The 15884-nt window shown below is 59.9% G+C and carries 18 protein-coding genes; 9 read left to right on the forward strand and 9 right to left on the reverse strand.

All coding sequences use genetic code 11. The annotated features are described in order from the left end of the window. Nucleotides 1-5: 5 nt before the first annotated feature. The 3 genes from VVD49_RS21275 to VVD49_RS21285 all read right to left on the reverse strand — a co-directional run bounded on the left by VVD49_RS21275 (nt 6) and on the right by VVD49_RS21285 (nt 3495). Nucleotides 6-947 carry a hypothetical protein gene (locus tag VVD49_RS21275; protein ID WP_327601250.1) on the reverse strand — a complete coding sequence of 314 codons (942 nt, stop codon included), beginning with the start codon at nt 945-947 and terminating at the stop codon, nt 6-8. 129 nt (nt 948-1076) lie between these two features. After that, a complete protein-coding gene (locus tag VVD49_RS21280; protein ID WP_327601251.1) occupies nt 1077-2285 on the reverse strand; it encodes an RtcB family protein in 1209 nt (402 codons plus the stop codon). A 271-nt stretch (nt 2286-2556) separates the two neighbouring features. Further along, nucleotides 2557-3495 carry a GAF domain-containing protein gene (locus VVD49_RS21285; protein ID WP_327601252.1) on the reverse strand — a complete coding sequence of 313 codons (939 nt, stop codon included), beginning with the start codon at nt 3493-3495 and terminating at the stop codon, nt 2557-2559. Nucleotides 3496-3730: 235 nt separating this feature from the next. On the opposite strand from VVD49_RS21285, the gene VVD49_RS21290 reads away from it, so the two are divergent. The 6 genes from VVD49_RS21290 to VVD49_RS21315 all read left to right on the forward strand — a co-directional run bounded on the left by VVD49_RS21290 (nt 3731) and on the right by VVD49_RS21315 (nt 8056). Beyond that, nucleotides 3731-3967: a DUF1653 domain-containing protein gene (locus tag VVD49_RS21290; protein WP_327601253.1), complete on the forward strand. Its 237-nt coding sequence runs from the start codon at nt 3731-3733 to the stop codon at nt 3965-3967. Between the two features lie 141 nt (nt 3968-4108). Next, complete coding sequence (locus VVD49_RS21295) at nt 4109-5125, forward strand: class I SAM-dependent rRNA methyltransferase (protein ID WP_327601254.1); 1017 nt, start codon at nt 4109-4111, stop codon at nt 5123-5125. Nucleotides 5126-5128: 3 nt separating this feature from the next. Further along, a complete protein-coding gene (locus VVD49_RS21300; protein ID WP_327601255.1) occupies nt 5129-5569 on the forward strand; it encodes a hypothetical protein in 441 nt (146 codons plus the stop codon). 78 nt (nt 5570-5647) lie between these two features. Beyond that, the gene (locus VVD49_RS21305; protein WP_327601256.1) at nt 5648-5788 is read left to right on the forward strand and encodes a hypothetical protein; all 141 of its coding nucleotides are present in this window, start codon (nt 5648-5650) and stop codon (nt 5786-5788) included. 135 nt (nt 5789-5923) lie between these two features. Continuing rightward, nucleotides 5924-6331 (forward strand): PilZ domain-containing protein, encoded by a 408-nt coding sequence (locus VVD49_RS21310; protein WP_327601257.1) that lies wholly within the window; start codon nt 5924-5926, stop codon nt 6329-6331. A gap of 222 nt (nt 6332-6553) precedes the next feature. Next, nucleotides 6554-8056, forward strand: coding sequence for a pectate lyase family protein (locus VVD49_RS21315; protein ID WP_327601258.1), 1503 nt, complete (start codon nt 6554-6556; stop codon nt 8054-8056). A 64-nt stretch (nt 8057-8120) separates the two neighbouring features. On the opposite strand, the gene VVD49_RS21320 is transcribed toward VVD49_RS21315, so the two are convergent. From VVD49_RS21320 to VVD49_RS21330, 3 genes are all read right to left on the reverse strand, one after another. Beyond that, nucleotides 8121-9041: an SPFH domain-containing protein gene (locus VVD49_RS21320; protein WP_327601259.1), complete on the reverse strand. Its 921-nt coding sequence runs from the start codon at nt 9039-9041 to the stop codon at nt 8121-8123. 50 nt (nt 9042-9091) lie between these two features. After that, complete coding sequence (locus VVD49_RS21325) at nt 9092-9487, reverse strand: NfeD family protein (protein WP_327601260.1); 396 nt, start codon at nt 9485-9487, stop codon at nt 9092-9094. Nucleotides 9488-9637: 150 nt separating this feature from the next. Continuing rightward, nucleotides 9638-10792 (reverse strand): glycerophosphodiester phosphodiesterase, encoded by a 1155-nt coding sequence (locus VVD49_RS21330; RefSeq protein ID WP_327601261.1) that lies wholly within the window; start codon nt 10790-10792, stop codon nt 9638-9640. Nucleotides 10793-11059: 267 nt separating this feature from the next. Here VVD49_RS21330 and VVD49_RS21335 point away from each other — a divergent pair, with 267 nt between their 5' ends. After that, nucleotides 11060-11458, forward strand: a complete 399-nt coding sequence (locus tag VVD49_RS21335) for a hypothetical protein (RefSeq protein WP_327601262.1) — start codon at nt 11060-11062, stop codon at nt 11456-11458. A gap of 88 nt (nt 11459-11546) precedes the next feature. Here VVD49_RS21335 and VVD49_RS21340 read toward each other — a convergent pair whose 3' ends face one another. The 3 genes from VVD49_RS21340 to VVD49_RS21350 form a co-directional block, all read right to left on the reverse strand. Continuing rightward, nucleotides 11547-11960 (reverse strand): PKD domain-containing protein, encoded by a 414-nt coding sequence (locus VVD49_RS21340; protein ID WP_327601263.1) that lies wholly within the window; start codon nt 11958-11960, stop codon nt 11547-11549. 329 nt (nt 11961-12289) lie between these two features. Further along, a complete protein-coding gene (locus VVD49_RS21345) occupies nt 12290-13390 on the reverse strand; it encodes a sugar kinase (protein ID WP_327601264.1) in 1101 nt (366 codons plus the stop codon). Between the two features lie 106 nt (nt 13391-13496). Next, nucleotides 13497-14186 (reverse strand): bifunctional 4-hydroxy-2-oxoglutarate aldolase/2-dehydro-3-deoxy-phosphogluconate aldolase, encoded by a 690-nt coding sequence (locus tag VVD49_RS21350; protein ID WP_327601265.1) that lies wholly within the window; start codon nt 14184-14186, stop codon nt 13497-13499. Nucleotides 14187-15006: 820 nt separating this feature from the next. Here VVD49_RS21350 and VVD49_RS21355 point away from each other — a divergent pair. Both VVD49_RS21355 and VVD49_RS21360 read left to right on the forward strand, forming a co-directional pair. Then, the gene (locus tag VVD49_RS21355; RefSeq protein WP_327601266.1) at nt 15007-15372 is read left to right on the forward strand and encodes a hypothetical protein; all 366 of its coding nucleotides are present in this window, start codon (nt 15007-15009) and stop codon (nt 15370-15372) included. After that, entirely contained in the window at nt 15369-15722 is a 354-nt protein-coding gene (locus tag VVD49_RS21360; protein WP_327601267.1) for a hypothetical protein, read from the forward strand. The genes VVD49_RS21355 and VVD49_RS21360 overlap by 4 nt, the downstream gene beginning before the upstream one ends. The last annotated feature ends 162 nt before the right edge of the window (nt 15723-15884 follow it).

The following is a 15884-nucleotide window of genomic DNA, read 5'->3' on the forward strand; positions in this document are numbered from 1 at the left end:
TCACGCTAGACCAGCAACTTCTGCAAGCGCAGTTTCGGTGAGCAACGCCGGATGTTGGCGATGCGCTTGTTCGCAGCAAGAAATCCCGGCAACTCCTCCGTCTCGCGGAAGCAGAAACGACGTGGCAGGTTCGTGTAAAGCGAACGCGGCGGCGCGGTCCACTTGATGTCCTTGAACCGGACACCGGTCTCCGGCGTGTGGTAGTAAATATGCTTTATGCTTAGCTCTTCGCGGAGAAAGAACAGGGCCGCGGACAGCATCGTCTCGTCCCACACGGCGGCGTGCGGTGCCAGCACCTCTTCGCAGTAGCTCGCGATCTTTCCGGCATCCGCATCGAGCTTGTAGTATCTGCGAAGGCCAGGTTCATATCGCTTCGCCATGTCCCGTGCGTAGGCGGCCTCCCGCACCCAGTCCGACTGTATTTCCTCGATCACGGCCTCGCCGCGATCCAGGTCGATATCCAGCCTCGCCCAGGCAAGCGTGTAGCGCCGGCCGGCTTCCTCGGAATGCACGGCCGGGTGCCCGCTGTAGTTGAATGGATCGATGCCGACGTCGGGCTTGAGCACGCGGTTGAAGGCTTCGTCGTGGCGCCGCGAGAAATTCAGCTGCAGCACGAGGTTCGCTCCGCGCCGGCTCATCTGCTTCTGCTCGTCTTCGTTCCTGCCCCACGCGCCGATACTCAGCGTGTAGTGCTCCTCGGCAACATCACCGTCGGCGCTCTTGAGCAGGATGGGTGACAGCACGCCATTGCATGCGGCCAACACCGGCTGCACGCGCGGCTTCTGCAACAGCCCCGCCACCGCACCGTTACGCAATACGCTGACCGGCGTTTCGCGCGGCACGGCGTAGCGCAACAGCTGCAGGCTGTAGCGGTCTTTATAGTAGTGATACACGGTGCGGCCGACCGGCATGGCGGCGCGCAACTCGTCGATTTCCCTGAGTTCCATGATGTGATCTGCATCCATTGATGTCGCAATATTCGAGAGAACTTCCCCGCGCGGGGAAGTCATTGATCACAGGCAATCCGGGTGAATGAATAGGCATTTCGTTCTCCTTCATTTGAATGATTGTGTTGTTCAACCCTTGATGCAGACCACCTGCTTCAGGGTGTGGACGACTTCGACCAGATCAGTCTGGTTGGCCATCACTTCGTCGATGTCTTTGTACGCGCCGGGGATTTCGTCGATCACGCCGCGGTCCTTGCGGCACTCCACACCTGCCGTCTGCTTCTCCACATCCACGTCGGTGAAATGACGTTTGGCTGCGGTACGGCTCATGCGTCGGCCTGCGCCGTGCGAACACGAGCAGAACGATTCCGCATTGCCGAGCCCGCGCACGATGTAGGACTTCGCCCCCATGCTGCCGGGGATGATGCCCAGCTCGCCCTCGCCCGCGCGGATCGCGCCCTTGCGGGTGATGAACAGCTTCTCGCCGAAGTGCTCTTCGCGTGCCACGTAGTTGTGGTGGCAGTTGATCGCCTCGTTCTCCAGCTTGAACGCGGGCAGGTACGGCCGCATGGCTTCGAGCACCAGCAACAGCATCATGCGGCGGTTCTCCATCGCATAGTCCTGCGCCCAGTCGACCGCCTCCACGTAGTCATCGAACAGATCGCTGCCCTCACTGAAGTACGCGAGGTCGCGATCCGGCAGATTGACCTGGTGGCGCCGCATGTCCTTCTGCGCAGCAGCGATGAAATAGCGCCCGATCACGTTGCCGATACCGCGGCTGCCCGAATGCAGCATCACCCACACCTGCTGTGCCTCATCGATGCACACCTCGATGAAGTGGTTGCCACCGCCGAGACTGCCGAGCTGGCACATCCACGTCTGGTTGAAGCGCCGCTGCATCTTCATGAGGCCAGGATGACGTTCGACGATATGGTCGAGCCGGTCCGAGAAGCGACGCGCCGTCCGCGCGTGTGCCGAGCCCTTCAGCTTCGAGTGCTCGTGCTGGTTGAAACCTACCGGCACTGCCGCTTCGATAGCGCTGCGCAAACGCGCAAGGTTATCGGGCAACTGACTCGCATTCAGCGACAGCCGCACGGCGTTCATGCCACAGCCGATATCGACGCCGACCGCTGCAGGAATGATCGCCTGCGAAGTCGGAATGACGGAACCGACGGTGGCGCCGATGCCGGCGTGAACGTCCGGCATGGCGGCGACGTGATGGCGCACGATGGGTAGTTGTGCGACGTTGAGCAGTTGCTGCAAGGCTTCGTGCTCGATGTCGGGCGTCCAGATTTTCACCGGGACGCGGCCCTTGTTCAGGGTCATGTTGATAGTCATATGCAGTTCCTTGAAACGGAATGAAAAAAGCCCGGGCTTTTACGCCAGGGCTTCTTCATGCATTCCGCCTGCATGTTTCCTTCGCTCCTGGCCCGGGGCTGACGCCGCCGGGCAGGACACATGTGTCTTCGCCAGACGCGCTTCAGCGCTGAATGATTTCCTTGGCGATGACTGGGGGCATGTGATTCTCCTGAAGAAACTGGAACTGCATTGATGGAGGACGAAAGTTATTCCATTGGCTTGAAGACTGTCAAGCAGGCTGTCAGCAAAATCAGAAATACATCGCGACGACGGCCTTGATACGCCCATCTTCAAGCACAGGCAGCGCCACCATGGATGAGAGATTGGCCTTCAACGCCGAGGCGCCGACGGCCGATCCTTCACTTGCAATGAATTCATCGATCGCGGGCAACCCGGTATGCCAGACCTTGCCGAGCACGCCACCGCCACGTTCGAAGACGACACCGTGGTAGTCACTCGCCAGATCAGGGGTGTTGTCACACTGCCCGGTCTCGAAACGCAGCGCAGCCCCCTTGTCGTCAGGCACCCAGATCTCGAAACGACGAGCAATAGGCGTCCCGAGTGCCGACAGGAAGGCGATCACATAGTTCTGGTCTCCTGCATACGGAGAAGGGATGCCGAGCCCCTTGTTGACGCCGATACGGCGCGCGTCATCGCGCCGCACGAAACGATTGGCGTGCCCGAGGTCGTCCATGATTTCGGGCATGCCGCTCTTCCACACAGTACCCGGCAGGCCAAAACCATTGGCAAAACGCGTGTGCTGCGCCACCCATTTGAAGCCGTCGGCAATACCGAAATAGCCATCCTCCAGCCCCATATCGGCGGACTGCGCCGGATCGTTGTGCCAGAGCTCGATAGCCCCTACGTGGTCATTATCATCACCACAGAAAAACACCAGCACAGCCAGCAACATGTCGCCCGCGAACACGGGGATGGCGACGCCACAGGTGAGGCCTGCCGTGCGCGCAGCGTCGCGGCGCCGGAACAGCGGGCTTTGAAGATCGTTGAGAATAATCGGGCGACGCGACGCCCAAGCCTTGCCGGGAAGCCCCTCGTCATAGCCGAAGCACATCTTCTGCGTCGCAGTACGAAACGCGTGATGCGGACCGAACAGGCCTGCGTGATATTCGAGGATATTGCGGTCGCGCGATGGCGCCCAGATCTCCGTGGCCTGAATGAAGGTTTTCATTGCCGTCTTTTCTCCCTCTGGTTTGCAGCAGCCCCACGCAACTTGCCGCCGGTTCCATGGGCATGCAGGTTGCGTGCCGTGCGCAAAGCCCGCAATCAGGCATTTTTGCAGCCCGACCCGCACCACAAAGGCGCTCGGCATCAGACGGACGCCCAATGTCGGTGCGCAAAGCGCTTGGCGACTACCCGTTCAGCATGTCTAATAGCCGCCCCACCCTATCGCTACCGACAACACGATGAGCACATCCGATCTAACCGCGCTCCCGACACTTCCACCGGGTCGTTACCGCCACTACAAGGGCGGCGAATATGAAGTCATTGGCGTCGCACGCCATAGCGAAAGCCTGGAAGCAGTCGTGATGTACCGACCGCTCTATAACGACAGTGGTTGGTGGGTTCGGCCCTTTGCCATGTTTGTCGAAGAGATCGAGATTGATGGCAAACGGCAGCGACGTTTTGCGCCGATGGCCTGATCTGCCTCTGAAGCATCGACCGCCCCTTGTCAGGCCCGGCCCGCAAGTACCCTGTAAGATGTCGGCAGTTGCCTCGTCACTCCAAGCAGCGCCGCTCGCCGAAGAGTTGCAGCCTGCCCTGAAAATCCCCGTGAAAGCGCCATGCCTGACACCCTTGATAACGTTCTCGCCAGCGCCCTGAAGTCTCGTGAAGCCCTGTTCGCACAGCTACATGCCGAGCAGACGAACGCCTACCGCGTGTTCCATGGCACCGCCGAAGGCCGGCCCGGCCTGAGTGTCGACCGCTACGGTGAGTTGCTGCTTGTGCAGAGCTTTCACCAGCCTCTTGAGTCCGCACAACTGGAAGAGCTGACCGGCTTTTATGCGACTGCGCTACCGGGCCTGACCGTGGTTTACAACGACCGCAGCCAGCCAAACTCCCGCATTTCGAATGCGCTGACAACGGACGAACTTGCGATTGCCAGCATCCAGCACGAAGCGCAGGAGCTGGGCGTGAGGTACTGCATCCAGGGCCGCCATGAGGGTCAGGACCCCTGGCTGTTTCTCGACATGCGCGCCGGCCGCCGCCGCATCATGCAGGAGGCTGAAGGCAAGTCGCTGCTGAATCTGTTTGCCTACACCTGCGGCGTCGGCATTGCGGCAGCCAAAGCCGGGGCACGCCACGTGGTGAACGTGGACTTTTCGGACACCAATCTCGCCGTGGGGAAATCCAACGCGCAGATCAACGAATTGCCGATTCGCGTGCGCTTCGTGAAGAGCGATGCATTTCCCGCCATGCGCCAGCTCGCTGGCATTGGCCAATCGCAGATCGTGCGCGGCAAACGCATGCCCGCATTCCCGAAGCTGGAGAAACACGCCTTCGATCTGGTGTTCCTCGACCCACCTCGTTATGCCAAGAGCCTGTTCGGCGTCGTGGACCTGGTCAATGACTACCCCGCCCTGTTCAAGCCCGCACTGCTGTGCACAGCCGAAGGCGGCACCTTGATCTGTTGCAACAACGTTGCCCAGGTGTCGCGCGACGCCTGGTTCGACCAGATGGAACGCAGCGCACGCAAGGCCGGCAGGCCCATCCGTGAAATGGAATGGATCACGCCAGAGGCCGACTTCCCCAGCGTTGATGGGCAGCCACCACTGAAGATCGCGCTGCTGCGCGTCTAGGCCATGAGCGATACGCACACCGCGCTTACCCACGAATGGGTAACGCTGCAGAACAACCACGAACAGTACGAGCGCAGCGCCCTGCTGATCAAACTCATGGCGATCCTGGTGTTCGCAGCTGCCAGTCTCTGGCTGCATGCCGCGGCGCCGCGAAGCTGCGTTTTCTTCGTCATCCTGTGTTTCGTGCTGTGCGCGTTGTGGCTGCAGGAAGCCATCGTACGTACCAGCCAGGCGCGCATCGGCGAACGCCTGTTGCGCATCGAAGCCTGCGAGCGCGGCGAGGCACACGGGCATGCATTGCAGTTGCATAGTGAATGGCTGGCAAGCCGCAAAGGCAGCATTGGACTGCTTGGCGAATACGCGACGCAGGCCTTGCGCCCGACCATCGCGTTTCCGCATGCACTGCTGGTGATTGCCACCATCGCACTCGCGCTCAACCCTTGATATTGCGCAACATGGCAATTGCGTGCTCGCGGCCTATACTCGAAGCGCTCGCTATCGAGCCAGAACGAGGGCCACACCATGAGCAAAGTACAGAAGAGCAACAAGGAGTCGAAAAAGGCACCCGCAATGAGTCTCAAGGAAAAACGTGCTGCCAAGGAAGCCAAGCGGGAAGGCCGCTCGGGCAGCGCCCCGATCCAGATGCCGTCAGCCACCCGCTGAAACACCTCTGACCTGCGACGCCTGCAGCCAGGCGTCGCCCTTCTCCAGACACCTCAAGTCTGCTCGCTCTTGTGCCGAAAACAGCACAGGCGCCATCTACAACCGGATGGCAACTTCCAATGCCGGAGCCGCAGAATGAGCCAATACGAATATAACGAACGCCGTCAGCGCCAACGCTTTCTCGCCAAACGCGGCGGAGCAACGTGTTTCTGGGTTGCCCTGGACGGCAACCGCATCCCCTTGATCGACCTGTCACTGGAAGGCTTCAGTATTGCCGCGGAGACCGCGCCCGATGGCGACCAACCCTTCGCTTTCGAACTCAGGCTCGAAGGCATTCCGGACAAGATCAAGGGACAGGCTCAGCACATGAACTTCGTGCCCGGCGATCCCGAAGGGCAGATCGGCTGCCGCTTCATCTCGCTGGAAGGCGAAGGCGCAATGCGCTTGCACGAATGGCTGACAATCCACGTCATTGCGACTGCAACCGTGCGCATCACCGCCAAAGAAGCCGAAAAGATTGTCGAAGGCCCCTCGCTGATCTAGCCTGGCCGACGCGACAAGCTGCCTCAAGGCACAAGTTGAGGCGAAAACATGAACGACATCGGATCATGACGGAACGTTCCATATAGTAGATTGTCAATGCAGGTCGCAATGAATCCGCTGACCTGGAGACGGCCCGCAGGGAGGGCTGGTTCCAGCAGCACGACATGGGCGCCTTTCGCCGCAACGGCAAAAAGCGTGTTCTTCAACTCCGGAGGCAAATAGATGAAAAAAACAGTTCTGGGCACGTCCATCGTGGCCGCATTGGCGCTACTTAGCGCCTGCTCAAGCGTGGACACCAACAAGTCCGCCGCACCGGTCAAGGGTGGCGATATTGGCCGCTCCGCATTGGCGGCCAACGATGGCTGGGCCTCGGTGGGTGGTGGTGTGGATGGCGGCGCCAAGGCCAAACCCGAAAACGTCTACACCGTGAGCAACCGGGCCGAGCTGGTCAAGGCACTGGCTGCAGGGGGCACGGCGCCCAAGATCATCTATGTGAAGGGCTCGATCAATCTCTCCGTCGATGACAACAACAAGGAACTCTTCGAGAAGGACTATGCCGCGCCCGGCTATGACTTCAATGCTTACGTAAAGACTTACGCGCCTGCGGTCTGGAATACCAAGCTCGCCGCCAACAAGCGCCCAGAGCGCAAACTCAGCGGCCCGCTCGAAGAAGCTCGCGAGAAGTCTTCCGAGAATCAGAAGAAACGCATCGTGATCGACGTCACCTCCAACACGACCATCGTCGGTCTGGGTGCGGATGCAAAGATCGTCAAAGGCAATCTGATGATCGGCAATGGCACCGAAAACGTGATCATCCGCAACATCACGTTTGAAGACGCCTTCGACTACTTCGCTGGTTGGGATCCGGGCGATAGCTGGAACGCCGACAAGAGCTACCCTGGCTGCCAGGAAGCATTCGTCGACGCCAAGACCGGCCCGCAGCAGTGCCCCGGTGGTCGCTGGAACTCGGAATACGACAACATCTCCATCAATGGCGGCAAGCGGGTCTGGATCGACCATTGCACCTTCACTGACGGCGATCGCGACGACAAGAAGTTCCCATCGGTCTTCCCGTTCCCGCACAACCAGATCGAGCAGAAGGTGCAGCATCACGATGGCCTGATCGACATCACGAACAGTGCCGACCTGGTGACGATCACGTACAACCACTTCCAGAAGCACGACAAGACCTCGCTCATCGGCGGCAGCGACAGTTTGACGAGCGACGCAGGCAAGCTCAACGTCACCTACTACGGCAACTACTTTGAAAACAGTGGTCAGCGCCTGCCACGCGTGCGCTTCGGCAAGGTCCACTCCTACAACAACCTGATCGTCGGTGACGCAGCGGGCTACGATCCGAAGCTGTCGGGTCTGGCTGCACATGAAAAAGCACTCAAGGAATCAGGTGCAGTGCCTATCTACCGTGGTGCTTTCGGCATTGGCAAGGACTCGCTGATCTACTCGGAAAACAATGCGTTCGAGATCAAGAACGGTGGCGCCTCGATCGCGGGTGTCATCCAGGGTGGCACGAAGTTCTTCGACGCAGGCTCGATCGTGAATGGTCAAGCAGCGGATCTGGTCGCGGCGATCAACAGTGTTGATCCCAAGCGCCAGGTTTCTGCCGATCTGGGCTGGAAGCCAACGCTGTACGGCGGCAAGACACCCATCCCGGCCAAGGATGTACCGGCCCACGTGAGGGCCAATGCAGGCGCTGGCAAGCTCTAAGCAGCTGCAGGCAACAAACAAGAACGGCACCCTCGGGTGCCGTTTTTTTATCTCTCGCTACGCCTCAGACTGCAGGACGTTTGCCAACGATCTGCATCGCCGCAGTGACCAGCCCGGCCATATTGCCCAGATCTGCCGGAACAACCACCGTGTTGCCCTCCTTCGCAATCTTGCCGAAGGACTCGACATACTGCTCCGCCACCTTCAACTGGATCGCCTTCTCGCCACCCTCGGTCTGGATCGCCGCCGCCACGGTGCGGATGGCCGCAGCAGTCGCATCTGCCACCAGCGTGATTGAACGCGCTTCACCTTCAGCCCGATTGATGGCCGCCTGGCGCTCGCCATCGGAAGTCATCACTGCCGCCTGCTGCGCACCTTCCGCCTTGTTGATCTGCTCCTGACGCTGCCCTTCGGAGCGCGCGATGACTGCACGCTTCTCGCGCACGGCTTTGATCTGCAGCTCCATCGCCTGCAGGATGCTCTCCGGCGGCGTGATGTCTTTCACCTCATAGCGCAGCACCTTCACGCCCCATGCGCCGGAAGCTTCATCCAGCGCGGCGACGATGGCCTGATTGATCTCGCCGCGCGCTTCGAGCAGGAGATCCAGTTCGCGCTTGCCGGCTTCCGAACGCAGCATCGTCTTGGCGAGCTGCTCGATGGCAAATTCATAATTCGCCGTGCCGTAGCAAGCCAGGCGCGGATCGGTCACCTGATAGTAGAGGATGCCGTCGATCTGTACCTGCGTATTGTCCTTGGTGATACACACCTGCGGCGCCACATCCATCGGCACTTCCTTGATAGTCAGCTGATACGCCACGCGATCGATGAAGGGCACGACGAAGTGCAGCCCGGCATGCAGCTCCTCATGAAACTTGCCAAGGCGTTCAAGGATGAAAACGCTTTGCTGCGGCACGATGCGGATTGCACGCGCGGCAAACACGATTGCCAGAATCAGGATCGCCAGCGCGATGTAGGTACTTGTCATCAGTCTTCTCCAGAGAAGGTGCTACGGAATCATCAAGATATCGGCAGTCGTCAGGCATGCCGCGCGACGTGCAAGAGATTGCCCTGCTGTCTGACGACGGTGACGGCCTCTCCCGGGGCCAGCACATCGTCGGCGCGCGCGTCCCACTCGGTGCCGCGCCAACGCACACGCAGTTTGCCGGCGTCGGCCACGGCAACCACCTCGGCGCTGCCCTGCAGGTCCGGCGCCATTTCACCGGGCGCCGGCTTGCGGAAGCGGCTCACCAGCAGGCTGCCGCCCACGACAACAATCGCTGCGACAAGGCACTGCACGACCACGCCAGCGTCCAGCCCGCTTGCAACAGCACCCAGGCCCGCGCCAAGACCCACCACGAGCAGGTAAAGCGTCCCGGTCAGCATCTCCGCGACCACCGCGGCCACTGCCAGCACAACCCAGAATATCGTCATCCAGTCGATCCCTTCCGCTATTGAGACAGAACGACAGCATACGCCAAGGCAGGTCTTCGTCTGCGGGTCAGCGATCTGCGGAAGGTTTCCGGCTCTCCAAAAGAAAAAGCCCGGCACGCCGGGCTTTCTCCATCCAGATGAAGCAGCGGATCAGTGCAGCGCAGCACGCGCAGCCACAGCGGCATCCGTGAAGTCCGAGAACACACCGTCGATACCCAGCTTGAAGAACTGTTCGTACTCTTTGGCCGGGTTACCACGATAGTTCGACGCCAGACGGCGCGGCTCGCTGCGGAAGGTCCAGGTGTGCACCAGCAAGCCCTGCTTGTGCGCGCGCTTGATCAGGTCAGTCGGCGGCAGGGTCTTCAGTGATGACTCACCCGGCGAGCCGACAGGCGCCGATGCATCCGGCACCGTGCTGACGATGTAGCGCTTCCACGGGCCAATCCCATCGGCGTACTTGGCGACATCGCGCAGGCCGGCATCCGTCGTCAGCCAGGCGAAGGTGCGTGCCAGCAACTCGGGCTTGCCCGAGGCGGTCCAGTCGTAAGGACGATCGAAAGGCGCAGTGAAATCGAGGCTGCCATCGGCCTTCACATCGTTGGCGTCGATCAGCTGGATCATGCGCACGTCCGACACCTTGCGCATCAGCTTCAGGCTGCCTGGCTCGAAGCTCTGGATGAACACCGGCGCGCTGCGGCGGTTCCAGCCGGCCTTCTCCAGCGCCTTGATCAAGCGACCTTCGAGCGGCAAGCCAAGATTGCGGTGATAAGTCGGATGCTTGGTCTCGGGATAGATACCGATTTCACGACCCGTCTCGCGCGATTTCTTCTTCACCAGCGCAATGACCTCCTCGAAGGTCGGGATGGCGAACTTGCCGTTGTATTGCTGCGGGCGCTCGGGCAAGGGCTGGATAGCGTGCAGGGTCTTGATCTCGGCCAGCGTGAAGTCGGAGACGAAGAAGCCCTCTTCCGCCGCGCCATCGACGATGGCAACGCGTTTGCGCGACGCGAATTCAGGATGCAGGCTCACATCGGTCGTGCCGATGATGTTCGGCTCGTGACGCGCGATCAGCACGCCATCTTTTGTCACGACAAGATCTGGCTCGATGAAATCCGCGCCCATCTCGATCGCTTTCGCATAACCCTCGAGGGTGTGGTCAGGCAGATAGCCTGGCGCACCACGGTGGCCGATCACCAACGGCTTGCGCGCGTGATGATGACGCTCATCGTCATGGGCCATGGCGCCGCCAGCGGCGACGAGTGAAGCACCAGCCAGCAGGCCGGCAAGAACAGAGCTCCAGCGCATTTCATCTCTCCTGTGGTTACAAAGAGGACCGAGCTTGCGCGCGCAATGTGAACGCGAATTGACGCTGGTGTTACGGCTTTGCGAACCCCCTGGCGGCGCGAACCCTGCCCGCACGGACAGCCCTCATTTGCATCGATGCGGGGAACAATGCTGCGACCGGGCCGTCGTACCTGCCGAGCGTCCTCATTCTTGATCGCACGACAAGGCGAGGACTAGACTGCCAAAGCCACGCGCTTCAGCGCGCGCACCTGATTCACGGAGATGCACATGAAACGCCTGCACGTACTACCCTCACTCATCGCCCCTCTGGCACTTGCCGCCACCCTCGCCTCCTGTGGCGGCAGCGACGGCGTACCGGATGCGCTCGAATCCATCAGCATCACCAAGATGGAATGCCCGATCTCCAGCGCTGGCGCCAGCATTCCGCCCGGCACCAACTCGCAGGTAAAGGCTTACGCCTCCATCATCGGCATCAACAACGCCGACGTCATCTGGACCTGGGATGCAGACAACACCGATGTCAAGTTCGGCACCCAGCGCCAGAACGACAACACCTCGACCATAGACATCACCGCCCCCAACTTCACGGCCAAGTACAAGATCAACGTACACGCCACGGCCAAGGGCAAGCGCGGCGACGCGACCTGCGAGCTGGAAGTGAAATAGCGCAATCCCCACTGGCAGAACGTAGCCAGACGACGATAAAAAAGCCCGAAGCTCTGCAGCCTCGGGCTCTTGTTTTGTCGACTGAGCGTCAGGGGCTGACGGTGATGGTGATGCTCTTCGAGGCACTCACGGCGTTCATCGTCGCCGTCAACGTGAGCACGACAGCTGTGCTGGTCGTTACCGCAGGGGCCGTGAAGTAAACCGTGGCTGCCGTTGTGCCGGAAAGCGTCACGCTTGGCCCTGATGTCTGCGTCCAGAGATAGGTAACCGTGCCACTCGTCGAAGCGCTACCGAGCGTACCCGTCACCGCAGCCACCACGGACACCGGCGAGCCACTTTGAGGGGCCGAGGGCGACGATGTCAGCGAATCAATCGTCACCGTATCCGCCGCCGTCTCACTACTGCCGCCGCAAGCCGACAAACCAAGCGTCAGCAATAACAAAAGCAACGCAGTTGCGGCATGCCAGGGCCAGGAAGAAAACGCTCGGGTCGGTGTGGTCATCAAATTGCCTCTCTGAAAGTCACTACAAATGCGCCAGAAGCGCGCGCACTAGGTATGGAGAGAGAGGCTATCGCAATCGAAAATCCTGCAGGATCAATGCAGGAAAAAGCATGTAAAACCGTGTTCAAACCACCATCGATGCCCTACAGAAAAACAAAAAGCCTGAAGACTTTCATCTTCAGGCTTTTGCTTTTACTACCCAACCGAGATTTGCGCAGAAGGCGTAGCGAGCGGGTGGAGGTCGAAACGAGGAGCGGATACGTACGCTAGTACGTTGAGCACCGGAGTTTCGAGATCCGCCCGCGCAGTAGCCTTATGCGTAAATCGGATTAGCGGATTACGCGTGCGCCTTTGCCCTTCATCGCTGCTTCGACTTCTTCCACGCGAACCATCGAGGTATCGCCCGGGGTCGACATGGCCAGTGCACCGTGTGCTGCGCCGTATTCGACCGCAGCTTGTGGGCCCTTGCCTTCGAGGAAGCCGTAAGCCAGACCCGAAGCGAAACCATCACCACCGCCAACGCGGTCGTAGATTTCGAGGTTGTCGCGCTTCATCGATTGGTACAGCTCGCCCTGGTAGTACAGCAGAGCGGACCAGTCGTTCAGCGTAGCCGTGGTGGCCTTGCGCAGCGTGGTTGCAGCAACCTTGAAGTTCGGGAATTCAGCGACGGCAGCTTGAATCATCTTCTTGAAGCTGTCGGTTTCGATGTTGGTCAGGTGCTCGTCGGCGCCTTCTACTTCGAAGCCCAGGCAAGCAGTGAAGTCTTCTTCGTTGCCGATCATGACATCGCAGTACTTGGCGATGTTGCGGTTAATCTTCTGTGCGCCTTCCTTGCCGCCCTGGCTCTTCCACAGCGATGCGCGGAAGTTCAGGTCGTATGCAACGACGGTGCCGTACTTCTTGGCAACTTCAACGGCTTCGATCACGGCTTCTGCGGTGTTCGATGCCAGTGCGGCGAAAATGCCACCGGTCTGGAACCAGCGCACGCCTTCTTCGCCGAACAGCTTTTCCCAGTTCACTTCACCTGGACGGATTTGCGAAGCAGCCGAGTGGCCGCGGTCGGAGCAACCCAGAGCTGGACGAATACCGAAGCCCTTTTCCGTGAAGTTCAGGCCGACGCGGGTGTTCTTGCCCAGACCGTCGAAATCGCGCCAGATGACGTGCGACATGTCGACGCCGCCTTGCATGATGAAGTCTTCAACCAGCCAGCCGAGGTCGTTCTTCGGCAGAGCGGTCACGACAGCAGCGCGCTTGCCCCAGCACTTGCGCATGGCGCGAGCAACGTTGTACTCGCCGCCGCCTTCCCAGACCTGGAACGAACGCGAATTGCGCACGCGACCGAAGCCTGGATCGAAGCGCAGCATGACTTCGCCGAAGGAGACGCAGTCCCACTTGGTTTCGGCGGCCGATTTGATGATCAGTTCTGACATTTTTCTATTCCTTATGTGGATGGAATGTTCTGGAATATTGGTGTGGACTTGTACCGCGGGCCGTTGCAGCTTGCGCTGCAACGGCCCGCGGTATTCAGTTCAGTATTTACTTCTTTGCAGCCAGTTCGGCCTTGATCGTCTTGATGAGCTGAACGGTCGTACGCACGTTCTCTTCGATGCCCTTGTAATCCTTGGCGTCGAGCAGCTTCTTGGTGATCAGGTTGCTGCCGATACCGCAGGCAACGATGCCGGCGCCGTACCACTTGCGCAGCGACTCTTCGGTCGGCTCGACACCGCCCGTTGGCATGATGCGCGTCCAGGGCATCGGGCCCATGACGCTCTTCACGAACTCAGGACCACCCACGGACGAACCCGGGAAGACCTTGACGATTTCGCAACCCAGCTCTTGTGCGTCGCCGATTTCGGTAGCGGAACCGCAGCCTGGGCTGTAAGGGATACCACGGCGGTTACACACCTTGGCAACGTCTGCGTTGAGCAGCGGGCCAACGATGAACTTGGCGCCATTGGCGATATAGATGCCAGCGGTCGGTGCATCGACGATAGAGCCGACGCCCATGATCACGGAAGGATCAACCTTGGCGAAGTGACGGGTCACTTCGTAGAACACGTGCGAAGCGAAATCGCCACGGTTCGTGAATTCGATGCACTTGGCGCCGCCATTTGCACAGGCCTGGATAACGTTCTTGCAAACTTCGACGTCCGGATCATAGAAAACAGGGATGACTGCCTGTTCCATCATTGCGGACAGGACGGCCATGCGGTCCTTAGCTGCCATTGCATTTCTCCTGATGAATTTCAGCGCCGAGGGGGTACGACGCCCGATAAACAGCCCGCTATTTTGAGGCAATGGGCAGTCAGGATCAAGGGAAAGCCTTGAAAATCAGGTGTGGCAAGGCTTTCGAGAGGCAGATTCAGGGGTGGGTTTGATCCAGTTCAAACCCGTTCCGGAGCTGTCCGGGACAACCGTCACTCCGGCTCAGGCCGGAATCCAGCGGCCAATTGCCAGAGTCTGGATCGGTAACGATCCTCTCCCCCCTTTGCAAAAGGGAATTACATACGTGACTCCCTGCCAGGCGCACCTATCCGGTCTTGTCATCATCGGCGCGTATCGTCGCGATGCCTGCTGTCCCCTCTCCTCAGCGGGGGAGAGGGTGGCCCGACAGGGCCGGGTGAGGGCGCGCTCCCTTGAAGGGCTCGTGCGCAGCCAAACACCTACCCTCATCCGGCAGACGGCCACCTCCGCTTCGCGGCCCCTGATCGGCTTTACACAGCAGCCCGGCTACGCAGGCGCATGGCACGCCATCCGGAACCCCTGCTACTCCTTCACAGGGAAGAAGGGAAGGCTACGTGAGGGCCGACTCCACCCCGGGAGTTATCCATGTAACTCCCCTGCCCCACCAGATAGCGACAAAGCAGCCTGCCTTCATCAACTACTGCCGCAGTCATATTCAATAAATCAAGCCCGATGCAAAACGCATTGTCGGGAATGCAACAACCTGTTTCCTCCGGCAAACAGTCAGCCCTCTCCCTGTAATATCTGGCCCGCTTCATCGCGCATGCGCTGAAGTACATTCCAATAAATCAGGGGATTCCTTATGCATCATCGTGCGACTTCATGGCGCCTGTCGCGGCTGGCGGTTCCGTCGCTGCTACTGCTTCTGAGCGCCTGCGCGTCAGATCCGATCACCATCGCGCCTCAGCCTCCAGCCAAGTACGAAGTACTGGGCAAGGCAGAGGGAGAAGGCTGCGGCTCGCTCGGGCTTCTTGCAACGGCATACAACTTCGTTCCCATGGGGATCAATGGTCGCGTTGAAAAAGCCTATCAGGCGGCACTGAGCAGCGTGCCGGGCGCAACCGGCCTGATAAACGTGGAAATCAAGGAGAACTGGGCCTGGTGGATCATCGGCACGATGCGCTGCACGACCATTTCGGGTGACGCAATCAAGGGGAGCCAACCATGAGCAAGACTTTGAAATCCGGCCTGCTTGTTCTGGCCGCAGGCATTGCATTGGCCGGTTGCGCAGGCCCATCAGTCAAGATCGGCAACGCCACTGACATCTCGCAACTCGACCTGAGCAAAGGGCGCACGATCACAGCAAGCGCATCCGGCTTCCAGCTAATGCTGCTGATCCCGATCTCGATCAACGGCCGCCAGGAACGCGCCTATGAGGATCTACGCGCGCAAGCAGGCGACGACGTCATCACCAACGTCAAGATCACCGAATCCTGGTCCTACGCCTTCGTTGGAACTGTCTATCAGACGACGTTTGAGGCGACAGCCTATCCACGCCTGAAACCAGCGGCCAAGTAGCAACACCTCATGCGGTACGGAGAGGCTTCCGTACCGCCTCGATGCAAGTCGCGACTAGTCGTCGAAGCCGCACGCGCAGGTATTGGCATCGCATACCTCTTCGAACGTCAGGCAAAAGAAGACCTCGCCAGCGGCCACCTGCTACCGATGCTGCCCTAGAAC

Origin of the sequence: Uliginosibacterium silvisoli (assembly GCF_036017035.1) — a bacterium.
Classification (GTDB): Bacteria; Pseudomonadota; Gammaproteobacteria; order Burkholderiales; family Rhodocyclaceae; genus Viridibacterium; species Viridibacterium silvisoli.

Coding starts and splice junctions, on each gene's coding strand:
- VVD49_RS21275 (WP_327601250.1), bottom strand. CDS start 947: ATGGAACTCAGGGAAATCGACGAGTTGCGCGCCGCCATGCCGGTCGGC.
- VVD49_RS21280 (WP_327601251.1), bottom strand. CDS start 2,285: ATGACTATCAACATGACCCTGAACAAGGGCCGCGTCCCGGTGAAAATC.
- VVD49_RS21285 (WP_327601252.1), bottom strand. CDS start 3,495: ATGAAAACCTTCATTCAGGCCACGGAGATCTGGGCGCCATCGCGCGAC.
- VVD49_RS21290 (WP_327601253.1), top strand. CDS start 3,731: ATGAGCACATCCGATCTAACCGCGCTCCCGACACTTCCACCGGGTCGT.
- VVD49_RS21295 (WP_327601254.1), top strand. CDS start 4,109: ATGCCTGACACCCTTGATAACGTTCTCGCCAGCGCCCTGAAGTCTCGT.
- VVD49_RS21300 (WP_327601255.1), top strand. CDS start 5,129: ATGAGCGATACGCACACCGCGCTTACCCACGAATGGGTAACGCTGCAG.
- VVD49_RS21305 (WP_327601256.1), top strand. CDS start 5,648: ATGAGCAAAGTACAGAAGAGCAACAAGGAGTCGAAAAAGGCACCCGCA.
- VVD49_RS21310 (WP_327601257.1), top strand. CDS start 5,924: ATGAGCCAATACGAATATAACGAACGCCGTCAGCGCCAACGCTTTCTC.
- VVD49_RS21315 (WP_327601258.1), top strand. CDS start 6,554: ATGAAAAAAACAGTTCTGGGCACGTCCATCGTGGCCGCATTGGCGCTA.
- VVD49_RS21320 (WP_327601259.1), bottom strand. CDS start 9,041: ATGACAAGTACCTACATCGCGCTGGCGATCCTGATTCTGGCAATCGTG.
- VVD49_RS21325 (WP_327601260.1), bottom strand. CDS start 9,487: ATGACGATATTCTGGGTTGTGCTGGCAGTGGCCGCGGTGGTCGCGGAG.
- VVD49_RS21330 (WP_327601261.1), bottom strand. CDS start 10,792: ATGCGCTGGAGCTCTGTTCTTGCCGGCCTGCTGGCTGGTGCTTCACTC.
- VVD49_RS21335 (WP_327601262.1), top strand. CDS start 11,060: ATGAAACGCCTGCACGTACTACCCTCACTCATCGCCCCTCTGGCACTT.
- VVD49_RS21340 (WP_327601263.1), bottom strand. CDS start 11,960: ATGACCACACCGACCCGAGCGTTTTCTTCCTGGCCCTGGCATGCCGCA.
- VVD49_RS21345 (WP_327601264.1), bottom strand. CDS start 13,390: ATGTCAGAACTGATCATCAAATCGGCCGCCGAAACCAAGTGGGACTGC.
- VVD49_RS21350 (WP_327601265.1), bottom strand. CDS start 14,186: ATGGCAGCTAAGGACCGCATGGCCGTCCTGTCCGCAATGATGGAACAG.
- VVD49_RS21355 (WP_327601266.1), top strand. CDS start 15,007: ATGCATCATCGTGCGACTTCATGGCGCCTGTCGCGGCTGGCGGTTCCG.
- VVD49_RS21360 (WP_327601267.1), top strand. CDS start 15,369: ATGAGCAAGACTTTGAAATCCGGCCTGCTTGTTCTGGCCGCAGGCATT.